The 22,945-nt window shown below is 38.0% G+C and carries 20 protein-coding genes; 7 read left to right on the top strand and 13 right to left on the bottom strand.

Annotation, left to right across the window (positions count from 1 at the left end; genetic code table 11):
* Window positions 1-223 precede the first annotated feature (223 nt).
* The gene (gene hemN, locus AC0L6O_RS02780) at window positions 224-1,585 is read left to right on the top strand and encodes an oxygen-independent coproporphyrinogen III oxidase (protein ID WP_473306160.1); all 1,362 of its coding nucleotides are present in this window, start codon (window positions 224-226) and stop codon (window positions 1,583-1,585) included.
* Window positions 1,586-1,677: 92 nt separating this feature from the next.
* Here hemN and AC0L6O_RS02775 read toward each other — a convergent pair whose 3' ends face one another.
* A complete protein-coding gene (locus AC0L6O_RS02775; protein WP_473306158.1) occupies window positions 1,678-2,073 on the bottom strand; it encodes a T9SS type A sorting domain-containing protein in 396 nt (131 codons plus the stop codon).
* A 331-nt stretch (window positions 2,074-2,404) separates the two neighbouring features.
* Between AC0L6O_RS02775 and AC0L6O_RS02770 the strand changes: the two genes are divergently transcribed.
* Entirely contained in the window at window positions 2,405-3,511 is a 1,107-nt protein-coding gene (locus AC0L6O_RS02770; RefSeq protein ID WP_473306157.1) for a Fic family protein, read from the top strand.
* Between the two features lie 17 nt (window positions 3,512-3,528).
* Here the strand turns inward: AC0L6O_RS02770 and AC0L6O_RS02765 are convergent, their stop codons facing one another.
* Both AC0L6O_RS02765 and metG read right to left on the bottom strand, forming a co-directional pair.
* A complete protein-coding gene (locus tag AC0L6O_RS02765) occupies window positions 3,529-4,731 on the bottom strand; it encodes an NAD(P)-dependent oxidoreductase (RefSeq protein ID WP_473306155.1) in 1,203 nt (400 codons plus the stop codon).
* 21 nt (window positions 4,732-4,752) lie between these two features.
* Entirely contained in the window at window positions 4,753-6,798 is a 2,046-nt protein-coding gene (metG, locus tag AC0L6O_RS02760) for a methionine--tRNA ligase (RefSeq protein ID WP_473306153.1), read from the bottom strand.
* Between the two features lie 192 nt (window positions 6,799-6,990).
* On the opposite strand from metG, the gene AC0L6O_RS02755 reads away from it, so the two are divergent.
* Window positions 6,991-9,378, top strand: a complete 2,388-nt coding sequence (locus AC0L6O_RS02755) for a glycoside hydrolase family 95 protein (RefSeq protein ID WP_473306152.1) — start codon at window positions 6,991-6,993, stop codon at window positions 9,376-9,378.
* Between the two features lie 54 nt (window positions 9,379-9,432).
* On the opposite strand, the gene AC0L6O_RS02750 is transcribed toward AC0L6O_RS02755, so the two are convergent.
* The 5 genes from AC0L6O_RS02750 to AC0L6O_RS02730 form a co-directional block, all read right to left on the bottom strand.
* Window positions 9,433-12,486 (bottom strand): glycoside hydrolase family 3 N-terminal domain-containing protein, encoded by a 3,054-nt coding sequence (locus AC0L6O_RS02750; protein WP_473306150.1) that lies wholly within the window; start codon window positions 12,484-12,486, stop codon window positions 9,433-9,435.
* Window positions 12,487-12,560: 74 nt separating this feature from the next.
* Window positions 12,561-13,256 carry a hypothetical protein gene (locus AC0L6O_RS02745; protein ID WP_473306148.1) on the bottom strand — a complete coding sequence of 232 codons (696 nt, stop codon included), beginning with the start codon at window positions 13,254-13,256 and terminating at the stop codon, window positions 12,561-12,563.
* Window positions 13,257-13,259: 3 nt separating this feature from the next.
* Window positions 13,260-13,685 (bottom strand): DUF2141 domain-containing protein, encoded by a 426-nt coding sequence (locus AC0L6O_RS02740; protein WP_473306146.1) that lies wholly within the window; start codon window positions 13,683-13,685, stop codon window positions 13,260-13,262.
* Between the two features lie 147 nt (window positions 13,686-13,832).
* Window positions 13,833-14,126, bottom strand: a complete 294-nt coding sequence (locus AC0L6O_RS02735) for a chaperone modulator CbpM (RefSeq protein WP_473306144.1) — start codon at window positions 14,124-14,126, stop codon at window positions 13,833-13,835.
* Complete coding sequence (locus tag AC0L6O_RS02730) at window positions 14,116-14,994, bottom strand: DnaJ C-terminal domain-containing protein (RefSeq protein WP_473306142.1); 879 nt, start codon at window positions 14,992-14,994, stop codon at window positions 14,116-14,118. Before AC0L6O_RS02730 ends, AC0L6O_RS02735 begins: the two co-directional genes overlap by 11 nt.
* A gap of 143 nt (window positions 14,995-15,137) precedes the next feature.
* On the opposite strand from AC0L6O_RS02730, the gene AC0L6O_RS02725 reads away from it, so the two are divergent.
* Window positions 15,138-15,374: a hypothetical protein gene (locus AC0L6O_RS02725; protein ID WP_473306141.1), complete on the top strand. Its 237-nt coding sequence runs from the start codon at window positions 15,138-15,140 to the stop codon at window positions 15,372-15,374.
* Window positions 15,375-15,377: 3 nt separating this feature from the next.
* Here the strand turns inward: AC0L6O_RS02725 and AC0L6O_RS02720 are convergent, their stop codons facing one another.
* On the bottom strand, window positions 15,378-16,223 hold the full coding sequence (locus AC0L6O_RS02720; RefSeq protein WP_473306139.1) for a LytR/AlgR family response regulator transcription factor: 846 nt from the start codon (window positions 16,221-16,223) through the stop codon (window positions 15,378-15,380).
* Window positions 16,220-16,837 (bottom strand): rhomboid family intramembrane serine protease, encoded by a 618-nt coding sequence (locus tag AC0L6O_RS02715; RefSeq protein ID WP_473306138.1) that lies wholly within the window; start codon window positions 16,835-16,837, stop codon window positions 16,220-16,222. The genes AC0L6O_RS02720 and AC0L6O_RS02715 overlap by 4 nt, the downstream gene beginning before the upstream one ends.
* A 61-nt stretch (window positions 16,838-16,898) precedes the next feature.
* On the opposite strand from AC0L6O_RS02715, the gene AC0L6O_RS02710 reads away from it, so the two are divergent.
* Together AC0L6O_RS02710 and AC0L6O_RS02705 are read left to right on the top strand one after the other, a co-directional pair.
* Complete coding sequence (locus AC0L6O_RS02710; RefSeq protein ID WP_473306136.1) at window positions 16,899-17,507, top strand: DUF1684 domain-containing protein; 609 nt, start codon at window positions 16,899-16,901, stop codon at window positions 17,505-17,507.
* Window positions 17,508-17,548: 41 nt separating this feature from the next.
* Window positions 17,549-18,232, top strand: coding sequence for a molybdopterin-dependent oxidoreductase (locus tag AC0L6O_RS02705; RefSeq protein WP_473306135.1), 684 nt, complete (start codon window positions 17,549-17,551; stop codon window positions 18,230-18,232).
* Between the two features lie 79 nt (window positions 18,233-18,311).
* Here the strand turns inward: AC0L6O_RS02705 and tpiA are convergent, their stop codons facing one another.
* Complete coding sequence (tpiA, locus tag AC0L6O_RS02700) at window positions 18,312-19,079, bottom strand: triose-phosphate isomerase (protein ID WP_473306133.1); 768 nt, start codon at window positions 19,077-19,079, stop codon at window positions 18,312-18,314.
* Window positions 19,080-19,173: 94 nt separating this feature from the next.
* Here tpiA and AC0L6O_RS02695 point away from each other — a divergent pair, with 94 nt between their 5' ends.
* Window positions 19,174-19,572 (top strand): hypothetical protein, encoded by a 399-nt coding sequence (locus AC0L6O_RS02695; RefSeq protein ID WP_473306132.1) that lies wholly within the window; start codon window positions 19,174-19,176, stop codon window positions 19,570-19,572.
* Window positions 19,573-19,619: 47 nt separating this feature from the next.
* On the opposite strand, the gene AC0L6O_RS02690 is transcribed toward AC0L6O_RS02695, so the two are convergent.
* Both AC0L6O_RS02690 and AC0L6O_RS02685 read right to left on the bottom strand, forming a co-directional pair.
* Window positions 19,620-21,893: a carbohydrate binding family 9 domain-containing protein gene (locus AC0L6O_RS02690; protein WP_473306130.1), complete on the bottom strand. Its 2,274-nt coding sequence runs from the start codon at window positions 21,891-21,893 to the stop codon at window positions 19,620-19,622.
* A gap of 275 nt (window positions 21,894-22,168) precedes the next feature.
* Window positions 22,169-22,891: a YebC/PmpR family DNA-binding transcriptional regulator gene (locus AC0L6O_RS02685; protein ID WP_473306129.1), complete on the bottom strand. Its 723-nt coding sequence runs from the start codon at window positions 22,889-22,891 to the stop codon at window positions 22,169-22,171.
* Between the last annotated feature and the right edge of the window lie 54 nt (window positions 22,892-22,945).

Raw genomic sequence — 22,945 nt, 5'->3', positions numbered from 1 at the left:
ATAGTATGTATGGTAAATTTGTAGTTTGAATGGTTGCTTTCATTTCTGACTTGATTATGGAGATGCGGAAAAAGTCAATTGGTTGCCTCGATTATTCCAATTTTAAGGTCTGTTAACATTACTATCCTTTCTATATTTTCTAAAAACAATGATATCGTTCATGTTTTCTATCTTCATAGCAAACCGATAACTAGTTAATTTTGCGATATACATAAGATTTAAAATGGATATAGAGCTAATAAGAAAATATAATGTTCCTGGTCCCCGATACACAAGTTACCCCACTGTGCCATATTGGGACAAAGAAGGTATCTCCCTTATTGACTGGAAAAACACTGTTCTGAAATCATTCAGCAAGAGCAACGAGCAGGGCATCAGCATTTATATTCATTTGCCTTTTTGCGAGAACCTTTGCACCTTTTGCGGCTGTCATAAACGTATCACGAAAAGACACGAGGTAGAGGAGCCTTATATAGATAGTGTCATAAAAGAATGGCAACTATACCTTCAACTTTTCAAAGAAAAACCACTTATCAAAGAAATTCACCTTGGTGGTGGTACGCCTACCTTCTTCAGTTCAGTTAGCCTTACAAAGCTTATGAATGGAATTGTAGAGCACGCACTGATTGCCGAGAAACACGAATTTAGTTTTGAAGGACACCCCAATCACACATCAAAAGAGCAACTACAGACGCTTTACAATTTAGGCTTCAGAAGGGTAAGTTTTGGCGTTCAAGATTATAACCCGAAAGTTCAAAAAACAATCAATCGTATTCAGCCATTTGAAAATGTAAAAGAAGTGCATGATTGGAGCAAAGAGATTGGCTATACTTCCATAAGTCATGACTTGGTTTTTGGTCTGCCTCATCAAACCAAAGAAAACATTCAACATACCATTGAAAAAACCAACGAGCTAAAACCCGACCGTTTGGCTTATTACAGCTATGCTCACGTGCCTTGGATAAAAGGATTGGGGCAAAGAGGTTTTAATGAAAACGACCTCCCAAAAGACGAAGAAAAAAGAGAATTATATGAGCTAGGCAAACAGCTCTTTGACCAGAATGGTTACGTGGAAATAGGTATGGACCACTTTGCTTTAAAAACCGACGACATGTATGAAGCTATGCTAAATAACAAGCTCCATAGAAACTTCATGGGCTATACCACCAACAATACCCAATTAATGATAGGCCTTGGTATGTCAAGCATAAGCGACAGCTGGTATAGCTTTGCTCAAAACGTAAAAACGGTGGAAGAGTATCAGGAAATAGTAAACAATGGTGAGTTCCCTATTTTTAAAGGACACCTTCTTAACGAAGAAGATTTGATACTAAGAAAACACATTTTAGCCATAATGTGCCAGTTTGAAACCTCCTGGAAAAGCGAAGAGAATCAATCTCCTATTATTGACGAAGCTATCACTAAAATGGGAGAACTCGTAAAAGATGGTTTAGTAGAAATTGAAGATAAAAAGTTAAAAGTGACAGAAAAGGGGAAACCCTTTGTCCGAAACATCTGTATGTTTTTTGACGCCAGACTCAATAGAGCAAAACCCAACACACCAACATTTAGCTCAACCATTTAAAGCTATCCAAATGAAAGAAATGCCTGTGCAGGAGCTGCACAGGCATTTCTTCTTGAAAAACGAAACTGTATAAATGACTTAGCCCATCGAGCTTAAAGAAGTTCCATTTTATAGTTATGCACTTTTTTAGCATCTATTTCCGATAAACTAATATTTCTAGTTACCACTTCATCTCCCAAACTTACTCTTAATGTATACACACCGCTATCTAGGTTACTAATGTCAAAATTAAACCTAGCTGAGTTTCTTTTTTTACCCATAAAACTCTCTGTTAAAACTTTCCCTTTCTTGTTCAAAATCTCAATCTTAAGATTCTCTCCTAAGTCTTTCTCATAAAAGGTTTTAATAATGCCAGAAGCTTGGTCAAAATACATGGCCATTTTAAACGTTTTCGCTTCCACATTTCCTAGTTTCTCATTTGGACTACTTGCTAAAGCAAAAGATGAAACCAACATAAGACCTGCAACAATTTTTAATAACTTTTTCATAATATGTTTTAATTAAAATTGAAAATGCTCCAATGGAAAATGAAACCACTCATTACCACCGCATCCTCAATGCCAATTATTCCAAAGGCATACCATAAAACATAAGCTATTGATTATTAGCTAATTAATTTTTATTCGTTAATTTTTCGCGTTCGCTAGCGAACAAGTGAACGGTGGTTCGGACAATTATTTAATGCCAAGCTTAGCATTAACCATTCTTATAGGAATGCTTAGAGCGAGAGCATTTCATAAAAAAAATTGAGCCGATTAGCACTTCTATTCGGCTCATTATTTTAGTACATTTGAGCCGATTAATGTTAATATTCGGCTCATGAGATATAACTGGCAACAAAAAGATTGGCCTCTTTTTAGATATGATGAAGCACATGCGACTTCTCTTTTACTCCCTTTTTTAGAGAAAGTGGGCAAAAGCAGTGGCTTTATGGAAACCCTTTCAAAAGCCGAACAAGAAGTGTCAGTTATCAATGTATTGGTAAAAGAAGCCATAAAGACCTCAGAGATAGAAGGCGAATATATCAGCCGAAAAGATGTTATCTCTTCTATTCGTAAAAACCTCGGTTTCCCTACAGATAAATCAGTCATAAAAGATAAACGTTCTGAAGGCTTGGGCGAACTGCTCATAAAAGTTAGGGAGACTTTTGAGAAGCCTTTATCAGAAAAGATACTTTTTGATTGGCATAAGCTTCTAATGAAAGGAAGTTTTGGTGTAGAAGTAGGCAAATGGCGAAGTCATGAAGAACCCATGCAGGTAATATCAGGTGCCATGGGGAAAGAAAAAGTGCACTTTGAGGCTCCGCCCTCGCTAAAAGTGCCAGAAGAAATGGCTGCTTTTGTTACATGGTTTAATGCTAGTTCACCAAAAGGGGAACAGAAACTGTTTAACCCGATGCTTCGTGCTGCTATAACTCATCTGTATTTTGAAAGTGTACACCCTTTTGAAGACGGAAACGGACGTATAGGAAGACTATTGGCAGAAAAAGCATTGGCTCAAGGGCTCGGAAAACCGGTATTAATGAGCCTTTCTAAATCAATAGAAGCAGATAAGAAAACGTATTATAGCCAATTAGAAAAGGCTCAACAAAGCAATGAAATAACTAAATGGGTAAATTATTTCTGTGGTTTATTAGTAGACGCTCAAAATGACTTCGAACAAACAGTACGATTCAGCTTAAAGAAGGCAAGCTTTTTTGAAACACACAAAACCGAACTAAACGAAAGGCAGAAAAAGGTCATAAAAAGAATGCTAGATGAAGGCTATGAGGGTTTTGAAGGCGGAATGAATACTCGAAAATACATAGGCCTTACCAAAACATCAAAAGCCACCGCCACCAGAGATTTACAAGATTTAGTAAGCAAAGGCATCTTTATTTCCACTGGTGGAGGTAGAAGTGTTTCGTATCAACTAAAAATAGCGTAGAACCAAATCAGCTTAAATTATTTTCCTTCTAGGTAATCTCTCAGGTATTCAAAGTGAGGGCCTAAGTTCTTTTTGGTAGCAATAGTCGCTTTGGTCAGCATATCGCTTTCTCCTTTTAGTAATTCTGGAATTACGTGCTCTATAAACATATCTCCAAAAGCTTCCGAAGCATCTCTCGGCAGTTCATTTGGAAGATTATCTATGGTCATCATGTCTATGGCATTCTCTTGGAAACTTGCCACTTCTGATTTAGAAACAGGGTCAAATCCAAAAACTGGGTCAGCAATAGTACTTGGCCTTAAGGTAGATGGAATAGAACTGGTAGGAGCTATATCGCATGTCACATCTGCTATGACTTTGATATTGAAATCTGAACTAGCCATTTGTTCTATAGTAAAAAAGGCAGGAGCGTCATTATCCCAATAAATACCATTAATCATGATATCTGACATGGGCAAAAAGTGCTCAAAATCCGAATCATAGTCTTTTGGGTTTTTATAAAAATCTTGAACTTCATCAAATACCTCCCCATCCTTTCTTTTGGCATAGTAGAAGCTATTCAACTGCGTATAAACTGGCTCATCGTGTGTTTTCCTAACGTAATCTATAGGCCTAACTTTGGCAAAACCCATGTCATTCAGTACTTGAGCAGCTCCTTTAGCCACTCTACCCGTACCTGTCAGCACTACTTTTATATTTGGGAACGCTGTTTTTTTATAAACCTCTTTGGCAGCTTTGTAATCAAAAAGATTAGTCATTCTTGGAAACTCAAAAGCACCAGTTCGTTGGCTATAAGTCCATAAAGCATTATGTGCCCCAACCATACCCGCAAACTTACCGAAAGCAATAACCCTCGCTCCAGCATCATTGGTCAGCACCTCATAATCTATCAAAGTAATGTTTTTATCAACAATGGCTTTAAGTAGCTTCTGATTATAAGGCTGAGCTTTAAAAGTATGAGAAAAGAAAAAATAAGTCTTATTAGGAATCAAAGCCTCTATCGGGACTTCTTTCACGCCAATTAGCAAAGTTCGGTCACTTAAATCTTCCTGCATGGTTATACCCGCATTTAAGTAATCATCATCACTAAAGCATCTTACCTTAGAAGGTTGCACTACCACATCTAGGCCCATTTCTATGAGCTGTTTGCAGTGTGCCGGACTTAAAGTAACTCTACTATCTGGTGGATTTTTCTCCTCTCTTATTATCCCAATCTTCATTTTGGAGCTTGTTTTTATTTTTTATGACACAGTGCCACCATTCCAAACAGCTTTGTCTGGTTGAATAAGGGCTAAGCCGCCATCATTGTTTTCTGCCATCAGAATCATTCCTTCAGACATCACGCCCATCATTTTTCTTGGGGCTAAATTGGCCACAAAGGTTACTTGCTGACCAATCATCTCTTCAGGATTATAATGCTCAGCTATTCCGCTCAAAATGGTACGTTTTTCCATACCATCATCTATTAAAAACTTAAGTAGCTTTTTACTCTTTTTGATAGGCTCCGCCTCTAAGATGGTTCCTACTCTGATATCCAGTTTCATGAAATCATCAAAAACTATCTCTTCTTTAATTTCAGGGATAACCTTACTTTCTAATTCATTCATTTTCTTCGTATCTAATAATTTTTGAACCTGAGCCTCTACTGTTTTATCTTCTATTTTCTCAAAAAGTAATGTTGCTTTCTCTAATTGATGTGCATCTGCCACAGCATCTGCTTTTCCTGCAAACAGCCATTCACGCTTTTCTAAGTTAAGCATGCCATTAATTTTAGTAGCCGTAAACGGCAAAAATGGTTCAGAAACAATTCCTAAGGTAGCAGTAATCTGCACCGCTATGTTCATAATGGTTTTAACACGCTCTGGGTCCGTCTTTATCAACTTCCAAGGCTCTGTGTCTGCCAAGTATTTATTACCCAGTCTAGCTATCTCCATCATGCTGGTTAAACCATCTCTAAACTTATAATTCTTTAGAGCGTCTGAAACATCACACGGAAGCTGTGCTAATTTGGCTAAGGTTTCTTTGTCAAAATCTGTCAACTCACCTTTAGCAGGAAGCACACCTTCATAATACTTATTGGTAAGTACCATGGTACGGTTTACAAAATTCCCCAAAATAGCTACCAACTCCGAGTTGTTTTTAGTCTGCCAGTCTTTCCATGTAAACTCAGAATCTTTTGACTCAGGAGCATTTGATGTTAATGCATAACGCAGCACATCTTCTTTGCCAGGAAATTCTTCTAAATACTCGTGCAGCCATACCGCCCAGTTTCTAGAAGTACTAATTTTATCTCCTTCTAGGTTCATAAACTCATTGGCAGGCACATTATCTGCTAATGTATAATCTCCATGAGCCATCAGCATGGCCGGGAAAATAATACAGTGGAAAACGATATTGTCTTTACCTATGAAATGCACCAGTTTGGTATCTTCTGATTGCCAGTAGTCTTTCCAATTTTTGCCATTGGCGGCAGCCCACTCTTGTGTAAAAGTGATGTAACCAATAGGTGCATCAAACCACACATAAAGTACTTTCCCATCTGCTCCCTCTACCGGCACCTTTATACCCCAGTCTAAGTCTCTGGTCATGGCACGTGGTCTTAAGCCATCTTGAAGCCAAGATTTACATTGACCCGACACATTATTTTTCCACTCTGGATGGCTATTGACGTACTCTTCTATTTTAGGCTGCATTTTATCTAAAGGCAAATACCAGTTCTTGGTCACCTTTTTGATAGGTTCAGCACCCGAAAGTGTTGATTTTGGATTTTTTAATTCTAATGGTGAAAGTGCTGTTCCGCAATTTTCACATTGGTCACCGTAGGCTTTATCATTCCCACATTTTGGACAGGTGCCTATTACATACCTGTCGGCCAAAAATTGACCAGCGGCTTCATCATAAAGCTGTTCCGTCTCTTCCTCCACAAAATCTCCTTGGTCATAAAGCTTTTTAAAGAAATCTTGTGAAACTTCATGATGGATTGGCTTGGAGGTCTGAGAATAAATGTCAAAGTTTATCCCAAAGTCTACAAAACTCTTACTGATTTGCTTGTGATATCTATCCACCAACTCCTGTGGCGTAATTCCTTCCTTCTTGGCTTTGATGGTAATGGGCACACCGTGCTCATCAGTCCCCGAAATAAAAGCCACATCTTTGCCCTTTGCCCTTAGGTAACGCACATAAATGTCGGCAGGCAAATAACAGCCAGCAAGGTGACCTATATGAATAGGGCCATTGGCGTAAATTAAAGCTGCTGTTACGGTATATCTTTTCGGAGTTTTGTTCATCAATCTTTTTGTATTTGAAATCGGACTGCAAATTTAGTCAGAAAAGGGCTGAAATTAATCAAGGGCAAGCAGAATAAAGACATCATTGCTTTTAAGCCAAAGCTATTTTCAGTGAAACCCCTGAATTATCCACCGAAACTTGAAACTATCAAAAAACAGCCTTAACATTGAATTTCAACCCAAAACTCAACAATGAACAAAGTATTATTCGCCCTCTTTTTTGCTTCAACTGCCATAGCTCAGCAAGCACCCATGAAGCTATGGTATGATAAGCCTGCCGAACATTTTGAAGAAAGTTTAGTGCTAGGAAATGGAAAAATGGGAGCTACCGTTTTTGGCGGAGTGTCTTCAGACAAAATATACCTGAACGACATCACACTATGGTCTGGCGAGCCTACCGACCCAAATATGAATCCTGAGGCTCATACTTATATGCCAATGATAAGAGCCGCACTTAAGGCCAACGATTATAAACTTGCCGACTCGCTCATGAGAAACATTCAGGGTAAGTATTCCGAGTCTTTTGCCCCATTGGGCACCTTGACCTTAAACTTTGATGACTTAAAAAGTGAAAACTATTATCGAGAATTAAGCCTAGACGAAGCTACGGCTATGGTTCAGTTTGAAAGCAAGGAGAATGAGATTGTTAAAGAATATTTCACCTCACACCCCGACAAGGTTTTTGTTATCAAACTAAAGGCAAAAAACAAGAACAGCTTGAATTTCAATTTGGCATTCAGCAGCTTGCTCAAATATGAAGTAAGCACCAGCCCGAATTTACTTAAGGCCCACGGCTACGCTCCTATGGAGTCAAAGCCTAGTTATTTAGGCAAGGTGGAAAATGCCGTGCAATTCATTGAAGGCAAAGGCACCAAGTTTTCAAGCTTAATAAAAGTAACTAAAACCGATGGTCAGGTAACACAAACAGCTAACACACTTAAAGTTTCTAATGCCTCAGAAGCCACTATTTTGGTGAGCATAGCCACCAGTTTTAATGGTTTTGACAAAAATCCAGCTTCGGAAGGCTTAGACGACAAAGCTATTGCGAAAGCACAATTAGAAAAGGCTGAAGCCAAAACCTATGCCGAACTAAAAAACAATCATATAGCTGATTATCAAAATTATTACGACCGCGTAAAACTAGACTTAGGTCAGTACGAGGGCAAAGAAACTCCAACAGACAAACGACTTAGAAACTACGCTGATGGAGCGAAAGACCCTTACTTAGAGGCTCTCTATTTTCAATACGGACGATATCTTTTAATTTCTAGTTCTAGAACTTCTGGTGTTCCTGCCAATTTACAAGGACTTTGGAATCCTTATATGAGACCACCATGGAGTAGTAATTACACCATGAATATTAATGCGGAAGAAAACTATTGGGCAGCAGAAACCACTAACCTTAGCGAGTTTCACGAACCATTTTTAAGCTTCTTGGCCAACCTTCAAAAAACAGGTGAAGTAACTGCAAAAACTTTTTACGGAGCCAGAGGCTGGACAGGCTCACACAATTCTGACATCTGGGCTATGACAAATCCCGTTGGTGATTTTGGGAAGGGTACCCCTGTATGGGCAAACTGGGCCATGGGAGGCACATGGGCCAGCACACACCTTTACGAACACTACCAATTTACACAAGATAAGGAATGGCTTAAAAATTACGCTTACCCTATTATGAAAGGAGCGGCGGAGTTTTGTTTAGACATGCTGGTGGAAGGTCCTGATGGTACTTTAATTACATCGCCGTCTACTTCTCCTGAAAATATCTACCTCACAGATAAAGGTTATAAAGGAGCAACCCTTTATGGTGCCACGGCAGATTTAGCCATGATAAAAGAGCTTTTTAATGACATTATTGGCTCCGCCAAAGCCTTAAACAAGGATGCCGAATTTGTAGCCGAACTAGAAGCTACGCTTTCAAAACTACATCCTTATAAAGTTGGGCATAAAGGCAATCTTCAAGAATGGTATCACGACTGGGAAGATGCCGAACCACAGCACAGGCATCAAACTCATTTGTTTGGCTTGCACCCTGGACATCATATTACGGTAGCTGAAACACCAGATTTGGCAAACGCCGCCAAAAGAACCTTAGAAATAAAAGGTGACGAAACTACAGGCTGGTCAAAAGGATGGCGAATTAACCTTTGGGCTAGATTACTAGACGGAAACCATGCTTATAAGATGTATCGTGAGCTTTTAAGTTATGTAGAACCTGATGCCATCAGACCTAAGGGCAATAATAAAGGCGGCACCTACCCAAACCTTTTTGACGCTCACCCACCATTTCAAATTGACGGAAATTTTGGTGGTACAGCGGCCATAGCCGAGATGCTAGTTCAGTCTGATAATGACAACATTTACCTGCTTCCTGCCTTACCTAACGCTTGGCAAACAGGCTCTGTAAAAGGACTAAGAACTAGAGGTGGTTTTGAAATTGACCTGAGTTGGAAAAAAGGAAAGCTGAAATCTGTAACCGTTTATGCCAAAGGTGGTACTAAAACTAATGTGGTTTTTCAGGGAAAATCTAAATTGATAAACCTTGGTAATGGGGAAAGTTTGACTTTGGAGAAGATTTAATCGAGGTTTCTTTCTAAATCACCTTTGCTAGGTGATTTAGATTTTATCTTCCAATCAAAGATTATCCACCGCCTCGTTAATGACTTCGTGAATTCTTTTGCGTACATCCAAGTCCATAAGTTTATGGTTATTGGCTCTTGGGTACACTCTATTGGCTAGCATAATGAAGATTAGCTGACGGTCTGGATCTACCCAAACTACTGTTCCTGTGAAGCCAGTGTGTCCATAAGTATTTGGCGAAGCAGAAGAGGCTATACTAGAAAGGTCTAAGTTTTGTACGGGCTTATTCCAGCCTATTCCTCTATGACTTCTATCTGAAAGGTGCGTAGCAAAATGATTGACCGTTTCAGGGTACAAATACCTTCTGCCACCATAAGTGCCATTTTGAAGGTTCATTTGATACAGTTTGGCCAAATCCCAAGCATTGCTAAAAAGCCCTGCATGGCCGGCCACGCCACCTAAAAGTGCAGCATTGGGGTCATGTACGGTTCCCCAAATTTGTTCTTTCCTAAATATTTGGTCATTCTCCGTAGGAGCAATATCACTTTTTGAAAATCTATTAAGAGGATTAAAAAGCGTATGCGTCATCCCTAAAGGCTCGTAAAGATTTTGGTCAAGAAACTCGTCCATTGACTGGCCTGTAACCTCCTCCACTATCCTTTGCATCATGATAAGACCCAAATCACTATAGAGGTACCTATACTCTCCGCTACTATTTTTCCTTCTTGTGGTATATTCTGTGTCAATTAACCATTTCCAAACCGAATCTCTTATGCTTGGTTTAATATAAAGGTCTTCTGCCACTTGTAAGTTTCCTACGGGGCTGTCTTGATAAAATTCCTTTTTGAAAGCTCCGCCACTGGTTTTGGTATGCGTCCAAAAAGCCTGAAAAGACTTTAAACCTGCTTGATGGAAAAGTATATCACCCACCACCATATTCGCCTTATTGGTACCTTTTAGTTCTGGCAAATAATCAGAAGCCTTTAGATTTAAATTTAAAAGCCCTCTTTCGTTCAGCATCATGACTGCCTGAAGTGTAGCACTCACTTTAGTAAGCGATGCTAAATCATATAGGGTATTGGTGGTAACTTTTTCTGTGTTGCCGTATCTAAATGTCCCAAAGGCTTTGTGGTAAACCACCTTTCCTCTTCTAGCCACCAAAACTTGAGCTCCTGGAAAAGCGTTTCGGCTGATGGCGTCATTTACAATGCCATCTATCTCATTTAGTTTGTCGCCATCCATTCCCACATTTCCTGGTAGGTCTTCTGTCAACCTGCCTACGTTCTGTGATTTTTGACCAAAACTGTATTTTGCCAATGGTGAAGCCGTTACCGGCAAACGCCCATTTGCCGAACCGGCACCAAATAAAACCTCAGAAACAGCCTTATAGGCCAAAGGGTCGTTTTCAAAACCACAAACTACATTAGGAAACTCATCAAAAAGCTTTAATCCGTAAGGGTTCCCAAAGGCCACCACCACTACTTTAGTCTTTTTTGACAATGCTCTAATCATGTCAATGGTAGATGGAGAAACACCAAAGTTTCTAGAGGAACGGCTATTCATGTCATGCACACTCACCACCATGGCATCATACGTAAATGCTTGCTCTACTATATAATCCCAGTCTTTAGAAGAACTTGGTTTTATAGGCATTTTATAATTTACTACGTTTCCAAAACCACTCATTTGGCTCTGAAATTCATTATCGGCAGGAGCACTAACCGCTACCGTTCCTATGGCCAATGTGTCTAACTGCACAAAAGGGAAAACATCTTCTTCTGCTCTTAAAACAGTTACCGCATTTTTATAAAGCAATTCCTTTAACTCCCTGCTTTTCTCATTATTAAGGTCTTCCATCAAACCTTGCTCTCTTACATGCTGCGGTTTGCTTAAGCCAGCCCAATATTTAGCCCTAAGAATTCTATGAACTCTTTTATCTAATTCTTCTTCTTCTAAATTTCCGTTTCTAAACTCACCTAAAAGTTTATTATATGCTGCATCCAAATTTGCGGTTTGAAGCAAGACATCATTTCCTGCTTTAAAGGCGGCCAAATCTGCTCCACCTGCCGAAAACTGATTAGTGATACCTCGCATGTTTAGTGCATCGGTAAAAGTCAGTCCTCTAAAACCAAGTTGTTCTTGCAATAAACCTTTTACAATTTTCTCGGAAATGGTAGCGGCTCTGTTTGGCGTATTATCCAGAGCTGGCACAAAAAGGTGACCAGTCATAACACCTGCAACACTATCGTTTATCAATCTTCTAAAAGGCACTAGTTCTTGTTCAGAAAGTCTTGTTTTGCCATGATGCACCACAGGCATAGAGACGTGAGAATCTGTGCCAGTATCTCCATGACCAGGAAAATGCTTTGCTACCGCCATAACACCAGCCTTTTTTAAGCCAGATGCGTAAGCCATGGCTTTATCTGCCACTAAATCTTGTGATTCTCCGAAAGAACGGTAGTTGATAACAGGGTTTTTTGGATTTGTATTTATATCTGCCACAGGGGCAAAATTGATATGCACTCCTAGCCTTTTAAGCTGTGAGCCTATTTCATATCCCATAGCTTCTATTAAAGCATCGTTTTCAATAGCTCCTAAGGTAATTTGTTTTGGAAAAGAGACGGTATTAGTAAGTCGCATACCCAAACCCCACTCGGCATCCATACCTATCATTAGAGGTATCTTACTTAACTCTTGGTATTCGTTTGTTAATCTTGCCTGAACAGGAGCTGTTCCTTGAAAGAAAATCAGTCCACCCAGATGATACTTTCTAATATCTTCTCTTACTCCTTGGTAATACTTTTCTGACCTATTAGAATATGTGGCAATCATGAAGAGCTGCCCCACTTTTTCTTCCAAACTCATTTCAGACAAAACACTGTCTGCCCAAGCATATTGAGCCTCTATATAGTCTTTGATACCACTATAGTTTCTTTTTAAAACCGTGTTGCCACTTTTTGAATTCGTAGGAGCTTTGACTTCAAAACCCTCCTTAATTTCAATGCTTTTTGAAGCAGCAAACTGTAGGTCGCTCCCGATGAAACTTAGCGTAAAAACCCCAACGAAAAGTACAAGTAATAAAAGTTTAGGTTTGACCCTTTGATTCATAAAGCATTTGATTCTTAAAAAACACAAAACTAAGGCTTAAAGATTGAATATGAAACCAAAGAGCCCAGTCAAAGTCATTTAACCAGCTTAAACTTCGCCTGATATTTCTTTCTATAATACCTTGACACAAAACCAAAAACTACCGCTGGCCCTACCCATGTCAAAATGAAAACGAAAGTACTTGTGTCTTCTGGTAAGAATCTTGGAACTATATTCACGCAAAAGGCCGTAACTGCAGCAGAATAGGCTCCAATCATTTTGGCAGCATGCCCAAAGAACCAATGCATTTTACCAAGTGGCGTTCTTCCCGAATATCTCAAAAGGTCTACCATGCCTAGTACCACACTAAATATTCCAAAAACAAAGAACAATGTAGTAAATGAAGAGATCCCTTTTACGATTAAAAACACACCATAAGCTATCATTAGAAAACCAGAAACAAGTATGGCAACAGCACCAAACCAGTCGTACCATTTAAGGTTCAAGCCCTTTTTCATGCTTAGCATTCTTCTCCCTGCGAAAGTGGGATAAAAACTTACAATGCCAATCATCAAGAAAAAATGATACTTAAGCCTTGTAGGATATAGAAACACAAAAAGAATAGCAGTTATAAAGATAAACGCCATAGACCAGTAAAAAATCAAGCCTGACACGTTGTGAATTTTGCCTCCTTTTTTTCTGACCAGCATCGCTACCAGACCAAAAACTATGGATAAAACGCCTGCAATCACATGCAGAAAAAGCGAAGTGTTAAATATGGTATCTTTCATGGCTTAAAGTGTATAAAGTTGGATAGTTATTTCTTTGTTTTCGTCTAATTTGAATGAGCAGCTCCCCCAGTTTGGTGGACCCATCATTACATAATTAGAAAAGCCAAAAGGCTCTGCTGGTCTACCGCCACTCATTTCCATTTTGCCATCTTCATTTAAGTCTTGAAAAAGCACAACAGCATAATCGGCTCCACCAAATACACCTTCAAATTCAAAACTTACTTTTCCATCCTCTACTTTAACTGCTTTGCTTGCTAAAGGATTTTGTACAGCTGGGAAAGTACTAGGGTCTGTAGTTAGTGAGGCATATATAGTACCTGAATTATTGCTGATGCTATTGACATTTACCGTAATAGTATAGTTTTCTTGGGCCTTTAAGGATGCGGTACTTGTTAAGATAATTGCGAGAAGAATAAATAAATTTTTCATTTGCTTTTTGTTTAGTGAGATAACAGTAGCAAATGTATAAGGCAGAAAAGCCTCTCTAAAATTTAAGGGCTGACTGACAAGCTTTAGGGATAAAAAACAAGCTTTAGGGCTAAAAGAGCCGCTTTTGGGATGTTTGACAAAGCAAAATTATGCCAAATAAATGCTGAGTCTATTCTTCAATTCGGCTAATTCGCTTTCTTTTTTATTCAGTTTTTCTAATAAGTTCAAGATAACATCTATACCGGCGGGGTTTATCTCTAACTCCTTATATAAACGAACCACCTTTTCTATATGAGGTATATCTTCGACTAGGAAATACTTGACATGGTCAAACTCCCGAATACTTACCAATTCAAAAGACTCAAGCTCTTCCATAAAAGAAAGCTCTACCTCATGAACTTCACAAAAATATGCTATCCGAATAAATTTATCAGTTTCCATCGTTTCTCAATTTAGCTAGTTTCTGGAACAGTTCCTTTTCTTCTTCTGTAAGGTTTTTGGGTGTTTCTATTTTAAAGGTAATTATCAAATCGCCAAAAGTGCCCTTCTTCTTATACGCTGGCATCCCTTTCCCACTTAGCTTTATTTTAGAATCGTTGCTACTTTCTGCAGGCACTTTTACCTTAACCTTTCCGGTAAGCGTTTCTATAATTACATCGCCTCCTAAAATGGCACTGTACAGGTCTATATTTTTTGTCAAATAGAGATTGTCTCCCACCCTTTTAAAAACGGTATCATTTTCAATAGAAAAGGTAATTAATAAATCACCTTTAGGACCACCGTTTCTTCCTTCCCCGCCGTAACCTGCTATTTTTATGGTTTGACCATCGCTTATTCCCGCAGGAATAGTCAGTCTTATGTTTTTACCGTTTACGGTCAACACTTGTTTTCTCTCCTCTAAAACATCAGTCAATTTCAGACTTAACTGAGCATTGAAATCTTGCCCTCTAAACCTAGGGGAAGCTCTTCTGCCTCCACCACCGAACATAGACTCAAAATAATCAGAAAAATCATTTGACCCACCTCCGCCATAAGCTTGCTGCTGGCTTCTTCTTTGTTTTTGAGCTTTTTCAAACTCCTCTCCATGCTCCCAGTCCTTTCCATACTTATCGTACTTCTTTCTTTTTTCTGGGTCAGATAGCACTTCGTTCGCTTCATTTAATTCCTGAAACTTAACTTTGGCATCTGGATTGTCTGGATTCAAGTCTGGATGAGACTTTCTGGCTAGCTTTCTATAAGCTTTTTTGATATCATCGCTTGTTGCCGACTTATCAAGACCTAGTATTTTATAGTAATCTTTGAATTGCATTTCTTATGGAATAACCGTTTTGCTAAGCTGAAAAATAATCTTAGGCGGAACAATGATAAATATCATAAACGAACCGCTTAAAAGTCATCATTTAAATGAGGTATTAGGACTATATTTAGAAATAAATTCTAAATCAATCAAACATGGATATTAAAGCATATAGAAAAGTACTTTTCCCAGTGGCCTGCTTGTTTCTTATCATCTTCAGTTTTAACCTAAATTCGTTTGATAATAACTTTGCCATAGCAACTTTAGCCGCCAGCTTTGCTTTACTTATAGTAGAAGCATTGATATTGATTTTTAAAAGTCATGCCAGTTGGTGGGGAACCGTAAAATGGTTTATCCTAGCCTTGCTTTTACTTCTTACTCTAATTGGCTAAAAACTACTTTAAGCCTTCCACGATAGCACTGTATTTTCTGGCTACAGGTATAATGTAGTCAGAGTCTGACAAATGGAGTTTGTAACCTTGGGCATTCCCTGTTACTTTTTCGGTTTTACTAAGGTTGACTATGTATGACCTATGACACCGCACTATGCTTTCTTCCGTAATCTGGTTTGACATACTGGCCAAACTCCCTCTCAATAACTCCTGTTTAAAGTTTCCATCAGAGTTAAAGACGACTTTCGAATAATTATCAGCAGACTCTAAAAAGAATAATTCTCCTGTTTTAAAGCTTAAAGTATCCTTCCCGTTCTCTGCTTTTAATAAGATTTCACTTTCTTTTTTCTCCTTTGCCACTCCTAATTCTACGGGTTCCGAAAACTTCTTTAAACCTCTGTTATATTTCAAAAAAACATTGAAAGAGATAGGGAAAACGCCCAGAGCTACCACCACCGAAAAATTCCAAAAAAACACATCCAACCTCCACGGGAAAAGATGTATGCTTAAAGCATAGATATAATTCCCAAGAGCTATTAAACAAATCACCAAAAGGTTAGCAACAATCTCCCTTCCTACTGTCCACTTTATTTCATTAAAATAACTTGGAAAGGCTTTCATAAGCCCAAACTTCATAAAAGTCAAAACTCCAAAAGTGATTGCACCAAAAGCCAATAAATGACGAACCTTATTATCCGATTCCCATCGACCTATCCCAAATGGCTCAAAAACGATTAAAAAAACAGAAATAAAAACCCCTACAAAAAAAGAATAGAGGAGATTTTGAGTATTCGACCGCTCTAGGTCAACACAAGGATAAGGCTGTTTTAATGTTTCTAAAATTTTCAAAACGAAGAAGTAATTTGCTCTATAAACCTTGGCAAGGTAGAAGGCTCTGTCAAACCAATAAATAAAACTCCCCAAATAGCTCCCCAAAGGTGAGCCATGTGATTCACATTGTCCATCTGACGTTTCTCCATAAAAATAGAATATGCCACATAAACTAAAGCGAAAATATACCCTGGCATGGGAATAGGAATTGGAAATATTATCAACTCCATCAAAGGATTTAAAATCACAGAGCAAAAAACAATGGCAGAGACACCTCCTGATGCTCCAAGAGAATTGAATCCAATATTGTCTTTATACTTCACAAAATCAGGAAGATTAGCAACGACTATACCCACTAAGTACAAACCCAAAAATGCCAGAATAGCCTTCCCTCCAAAAAAGTAGGCAAAATACTGCTCCACCACACCCCCAAAGAGATAAAATGCGTACATGTTAAAAAACAAATGCATATAATCAGCGTGAATAAAGCCACTGGTTAGCAGACGATAATACTCTTTATACTTATTAGCACTATAAGGATTGTGAATCCATTTGTTTTTAAGTATGGAATCTCGCCAAGCATAAATACTCGCCAAAACAGTGATTATTATTAAAATAACGGTAACAGACATGCAGTTTTATTGTTTATTTTGAAGCATGATGAATATTCGGAAAATTAAGAAATCGGAGCTTGTGAAACCAATAAAGTACCTTTTCATATCCTTAATTAGTTTAAGTGCCTTCGGCCAAAATAGCTACCAAAAGGAAATTAAAACTCATAGAGACACTTATAAAGCAGACTTTATAAGCAACTCACATTCTCCTTTGAAGAAAGAAGACCTCAAATTTCTTGACTTTTATGAGCCCAACGAAACATTTAAGGTATCCTGCACTTTTAAACCTGGCGGCAAAAGCATGCCCTTTGAAATACCGACATCTAGCGGCAAAATGAAAACCTACACTCGTTTTGGTCAATTAAAATTCAAAATAGGAGGCAAAAAGCAAACATTGACCGTATATAGAAGCATCGACTTAATGAAAAACCCACTCTATAAAGATTACCTCTTCATTCCTTTTAAAGATGCCACCAGTGGCAACAGCACTTACGGCGGCGGAAGGTATCTTGATTTAAGAATGAGTGATATTTCGGGAGAAGAAATTATACTTGATTTTAATAAAGCCTATAATCCTTATTGTGCCTTTTCTGTAGGGTATAGTTGCCCTATCCCGCCAAAAGAGAACCATTTAAAAATTGCGATAACGGCAGGCGAAAAGAATTTTAAAGGAGCCATTAAAGAATAACAATGTTACGGTTTTAAATTGCAGGCAGAATTTTAAGAATTATGGAAAAACTGGATAGAATAATAGAAGCAAGGATGAAGCTAAAATCTCGTTTTGAGAAAAAAATGGCGAATTCTCCTTCCATAGCAGACGATAAACCTTTGGGCACAGGCCCAACAAACAGACATGGCATGCCTCAACTGCCTGCCGGTCAAACGGAAACTGTAAAATGGCCCATATTAGACTTAGGCTATCACCCTGAGGTAAGTTTAGAAAACTGGCGATTGACACTAAATGGTGAAGTAGAAAACCCAATGGTTTTAAAATGGCAAGACTTCATGGATTTGCCTCAAACAGAAGACACATCAGACTTTCACTGTGTAACCACTTGGAGCAAAATGGATATGCCATGGAAAGGTGTTAGGCTAATGGATTTGGCGGCTCTGGTCATGCCAAAAGAAACGGTAACTCATATCATGTGCTATGGCTACGACACCTACACCACTAACGTACAAATAGAAGAAGCCTTAAAACCAGATGTGCTACTAGCTCATACCGTTTATGACGCTCCGCTTGATTTAGAGCATGGCGGCCCATGTAGAATGGTTACACCGCAACTTTATGCATGGAAAGGTTCAAAATGGATTAAACGAATAGAATTCTTAAACGCCAACAAAAAAGGCTTTTGGGAAGAACGAGGATATTCTGATACTGCATATCCTTGGAGGAATGATAGGTATTCTTAAAATTTAAGGAAACTGAAATTCACAAAAAGGCCTCTCTGATTATAAATCAAAGAGGCTTTTTAAATTTTATTGAAATGACTTACGCTGGAAATGCTTTAGCAATATCTGTAAACCCTCTAGAATCTAGAGAAGCTCCACCTACTAAACCTCCATCAATATCTGGCTGAGCGAAAAGCTCTCCTGCATTACCTGGTTTTACACTTCCACCATAAAGAATAGAAATATTTGCTGCCACATCTGCACCATATTTTGATGCTAAATGAGCTCTTAATTCTTTGTGCATTTCTTGAGCTTGATCGCTAGATGCTGTAACACCAGTACCAATAGCCCAGATTGGCTCATACGCTATAACTACTTTTTGAAGCTCTTCTGCAGACAGTTGGAACAAACCGTTTGTCAATTGACCTTTTACAAAATCAAAGTGAATACCAGCCTCACGCTGCTCTAAAGTCTCTCCACAGCAGAAAATTGGCGTTAAGCCACCTGCTAAAATTGCATTTACCTTTGATGCTATAAACTCGTCAGACTCATTAAAGTATTCTCTTCTTTCTGAGTGACCTATGATAATATGATCTACACCTGCCGAAGCCAACATCCCTACAGACATCTCTCCAGTGAAAGCTCCTTTAGCTTCTGGGTGACAGTTTTGAGCTGCAATGCTCACTTTATCTGTATTGATAAGTTTGCTAAACGAACTTAAATAAGGAGCAGGTACTCCCATTACTACTTTTACGTTAGGATTTACTACTTCATCCTTCACCATATTAGTTACTTCTGAAAAAAGGATTTGACCTTCTTCAAAAGTTAAATTCATTTTCCAGTTTCCTGCTGCGTACTTTGTTCTCATTAGATTTCTTTTTTATAAACTTTTCCACAAAGATATTAAACCTTTAACAAAGCACTGCGTCTAAAAGACTGTAAATAATTTAAACAAACATATTATGAAAAAACTAATGATAATGGCCGCCCTGATTTTTGCGGCAGCTGGAACTTCTTTCGCACAAAGACCAGAGCACAAAAAAATTGACCCAAAAGAAAGAGCTGAAAAAATGAGTCAAAAAATGAAAAGCGATCTTTCATTAAACGAAGACCAATACGCTCAGCTACTTGCACTTAATACTGCCAAAGCAGAAGAACGAGAAGCAAACAAAGACCTCAAAAAAGAGGAAATGAAAGCTAAGCATGAAGCCATGAAGCTAGAAAGAGAAGCTTATAATGCTAACTTAAAGGAAATTCTTAGCGAAGAGCAATACATTAAATTCTTAGAAATGAAAACGGAGCAAAAAGGAGAAATGAGAAGAAAACATGCTCCTAGAAAGCGAATGAACAAAGAGAAGTAAGATATCTTATAGACTAAAGAAGGGAAGCCATTGTGCTTCCTTTTTTGTTATAGACTAAACCAGTAATTAAACTTCAGTACAATAGCCCTGCTTTTATTGATAAAGGAATTTGAAAAATAATTATCGGTATAGACCAAAAAGAAATCGGACATTGGACTATAACGATATTGAATTCTGCTATTGATATTAAAATTATCTTCTTGAGTGTTATACTGTAAGAAGGTAGTCCAAAAAAACTTATTTGTAAGAGTAGTTTCAAGTTTGGAGCCTATTAACCAAAGCTTTGTTCTACCATAATCCATAGGGAAAAGAAGATCGTTAAACTGTGCACTTAAAGTCATGCTATAAAACGGCTGCTTTCTTAAGAGCATACTCATGTTATACTGCCTTATTTCTGCATTATAATACTGTCCTAACAATACACCCCCACTTAAAACAAAAACCTTTCTTTCGTCCCCTGCATAATTAAGTGATATATTATTATATCTATAATTGCCTGGTTTTAAAGGCTTGTTACTTGGCAAAGGGAAATGGTAAAGCAAGTTATCTTCCTGCATTTTAAACTCCGTACTTATGCTCGAAGTATTCTTAAAATGTAGCCCTCCAGTGAAGGAATGGTATTTATCACTAAGTTGATTGTTTTCAAAAAAGGTCAAGAAGTTTGTTAAACCAAACACCACTTGCACCACCTTTTTCTCTTTAGGCCTTATTGTAAAAGTATTCTGATTTTTGAAGTACTTAAAACCTGCCCTTATTAACGTATCAGGATCTGTATAACTTGACCCCATCTGAGCATATGTCTCTATTCTGTTTATGAAACCCATATCAGCATAATAGTTTTGCCCAAAATCAGTATAATCTATGCTACCCTCATATGCCTCCCCGCTGTAAGAATAACCAATTTGGTAAAAATTATTATTTGAACTTATTCCTTTTTTTATTGAAGTATGATATCCTGCCCAAAAATGATTTACTCCATTCTTATCTATTAAATTTAACTCTAAGCCCGCATTTCTACCGTAAAGGCTAAGTTCATCATCCCTCTCCTCTCCTGCCAAATCAGTAGCTTCTCTATTTAAAAAATACCCCTTTAACAGCGACCTAGCTCCCATCCGTTGATGTATGGATGCTGCAGTATAATTCTGAGCAGCAAAATCTCCCCGTCTTAGCGTCTGCATATTCATAACGCCAACCCTTACTTTATTAGATACATTGCCACTAAGCCTAGCTCCATATAAAATCGGAATTGGATTTGCATTTTCATCCAACCCTAACCTTCGAGAAAAAAAAGGCTTAAATGAGGTAGATGCAAAATTTGAGAAAATGTCACTATTTTCTAGGAAAAACGTTCTCCGTTCGGGATAGAGTATGGAGTAACGAGTCAAATTAGTAACCTGTTGGTCTACCTCTACCTGCGAAAAATCAGGATTCAAGGTTAAATCAAGGTTCAAAGAAGCGTTGATTGCTACCTTTGCGTCAAAGCCAACATTAAGATGGAAGGGATGAGCCTCATTATTGATTCCGTTACCTGGAATTAAACCACTCCAGCCAACTCCGTCATTAGTTTCTGAATCACTATGAACTCCAGCAATAGTATATGGAATGAATGATATATTACTTTTCTGTTTTCCTAAAACACCATCAAACTGCAACGTTCCAAGGTAACCTAGATCTAGTGCTGAAAACTGAACAGGAATTTTAGTCCAAGAAGAAAGTCGGTTATTCTTCAAATCACTTCTTAGAAAATTTATCCCCCAAGTAGTATTTTCAGAATTATACCTTAACGACTTAAAAGGAATTGCCATTTCAATGACATACCTATCACTTAATTTCTTAACCGCCGAGTACCATTTATTATCCCAGGCATAAGTTATTCCTGCATAGTCTGTTCCATACTGATATTCCGACTGAACATTATTAGGTGTACAGGTAAAAACAAAACCATTACTTCTTTTATTGATTGGGTCTAAAATAATTGCCACTCCATCATTTAAGCCTATGGAAGCATCCCTTTTTAAAGATTGAGACACATAGATGTTTGTACTATCAAAAGCTTCAATTAAGAAATAAATGTAGTCATCATCAAAAGCGGCCTTAACTGTCGTCTTCACTTCAGACTTATTCTCCGCCCGAGGATAAAGCTGCCAAAAATCACTTGCAAGTTCTCCTTTGCTCCAAACCTCTTCATTAGCCACACCATCCACTTCTACCTTTTCGTTAGACTTATATACCTTCAGAAAATATTCTGAAGGATCATGGATAGCCGTTTGTGAAACTGCCAGTAATGGAAGCTGTAATAAAGTTATTAAAAGAAACCGCAAGTTTAGTTGGTATGATTTACACAAAAGTACTAGAATTCTACAACAAAAAATTGTACTAATTAAAGAATAATCAATAATTAGTCCAAGAACCATATTCCACCAAATTCTTTTTAAAACTCTCTTTTAGAAGAGCTTAAAGAACTAAAACCTATACTTTTTCCCAATGTCCGTTTTCAATGAACTTAATTATTCTAACATTGCCATTTTTAGCTTTAACAAACAAAAGTCCAGCAAAATGACCTGCTGGACTTTCTATATATTAACTAATCGAATCGCTATTCCAAAACCATATTGTGGTATACGTTTTGAACATCATCATCTTCATCTAACTTCTCTAAAAGTTTATCTATCTCAGCTCCCTGCTCTTCTGATAATGCTTTAGTATCAGTAGGAATTCTCTCAAAACCAGAGCTTACTACTTCAAACTCATTCTCCTCTAAATACTTCTGAATATCCCCAAAAGAAGCAAACTCTCCATAAATATTAATCTGCCCGGTTTCTTCATCTAAGAAAACATCATCCACGCTAAAATCTATCAACTCAAGCTCTAACTCTTCCAAGTCTACGCCTTCTTTGTTTTCAGTTTTAAAAACACACTTTCTATCAAAAATGAAATCTAACATTCCATTAGTCCCTAAACTTCCTCCCGTTTTAGAGAAATAGCTTCGAACATTAGCAACAGTTCGCTTATTATTATCTGTAGTACACTCTACCAAGACAGCCACTCCATATAAACCATAGCCTTCTAATATTACCTCCTTATAGTCCTCTTGGTCTTTTGAAGAAGCTCTTTTGATAGCACTTTCTACATTAGTCTTAGGCATATTGGCCGCTTTGGCATTTTGAATAATTGCCCTAAGCCTACTATTTGAAGCAGGATCTGGCCCTCCTTCTTTTACCGCCATCACTATATCCTTACCTATTCGTGTAAAGGTTTTCGCCATTGAGCTCCAACGCTTCATTTTTCTGGCTTTCCTAAATTCAAATGCTCTTCCCATATTTTTTTAATATTCTGTCCGCAAATTTAAAAGATTTGAATAAAAATGTGGAGA

The organism is Arcticibacterium sp. GJ41-1 (assembly GCF_055808875.1).
The sequence above is the reverse complement of the archived record's forward strand: the minus strand, read 5'-3'. Positions and strand labels throughout refer to the sequence as shown.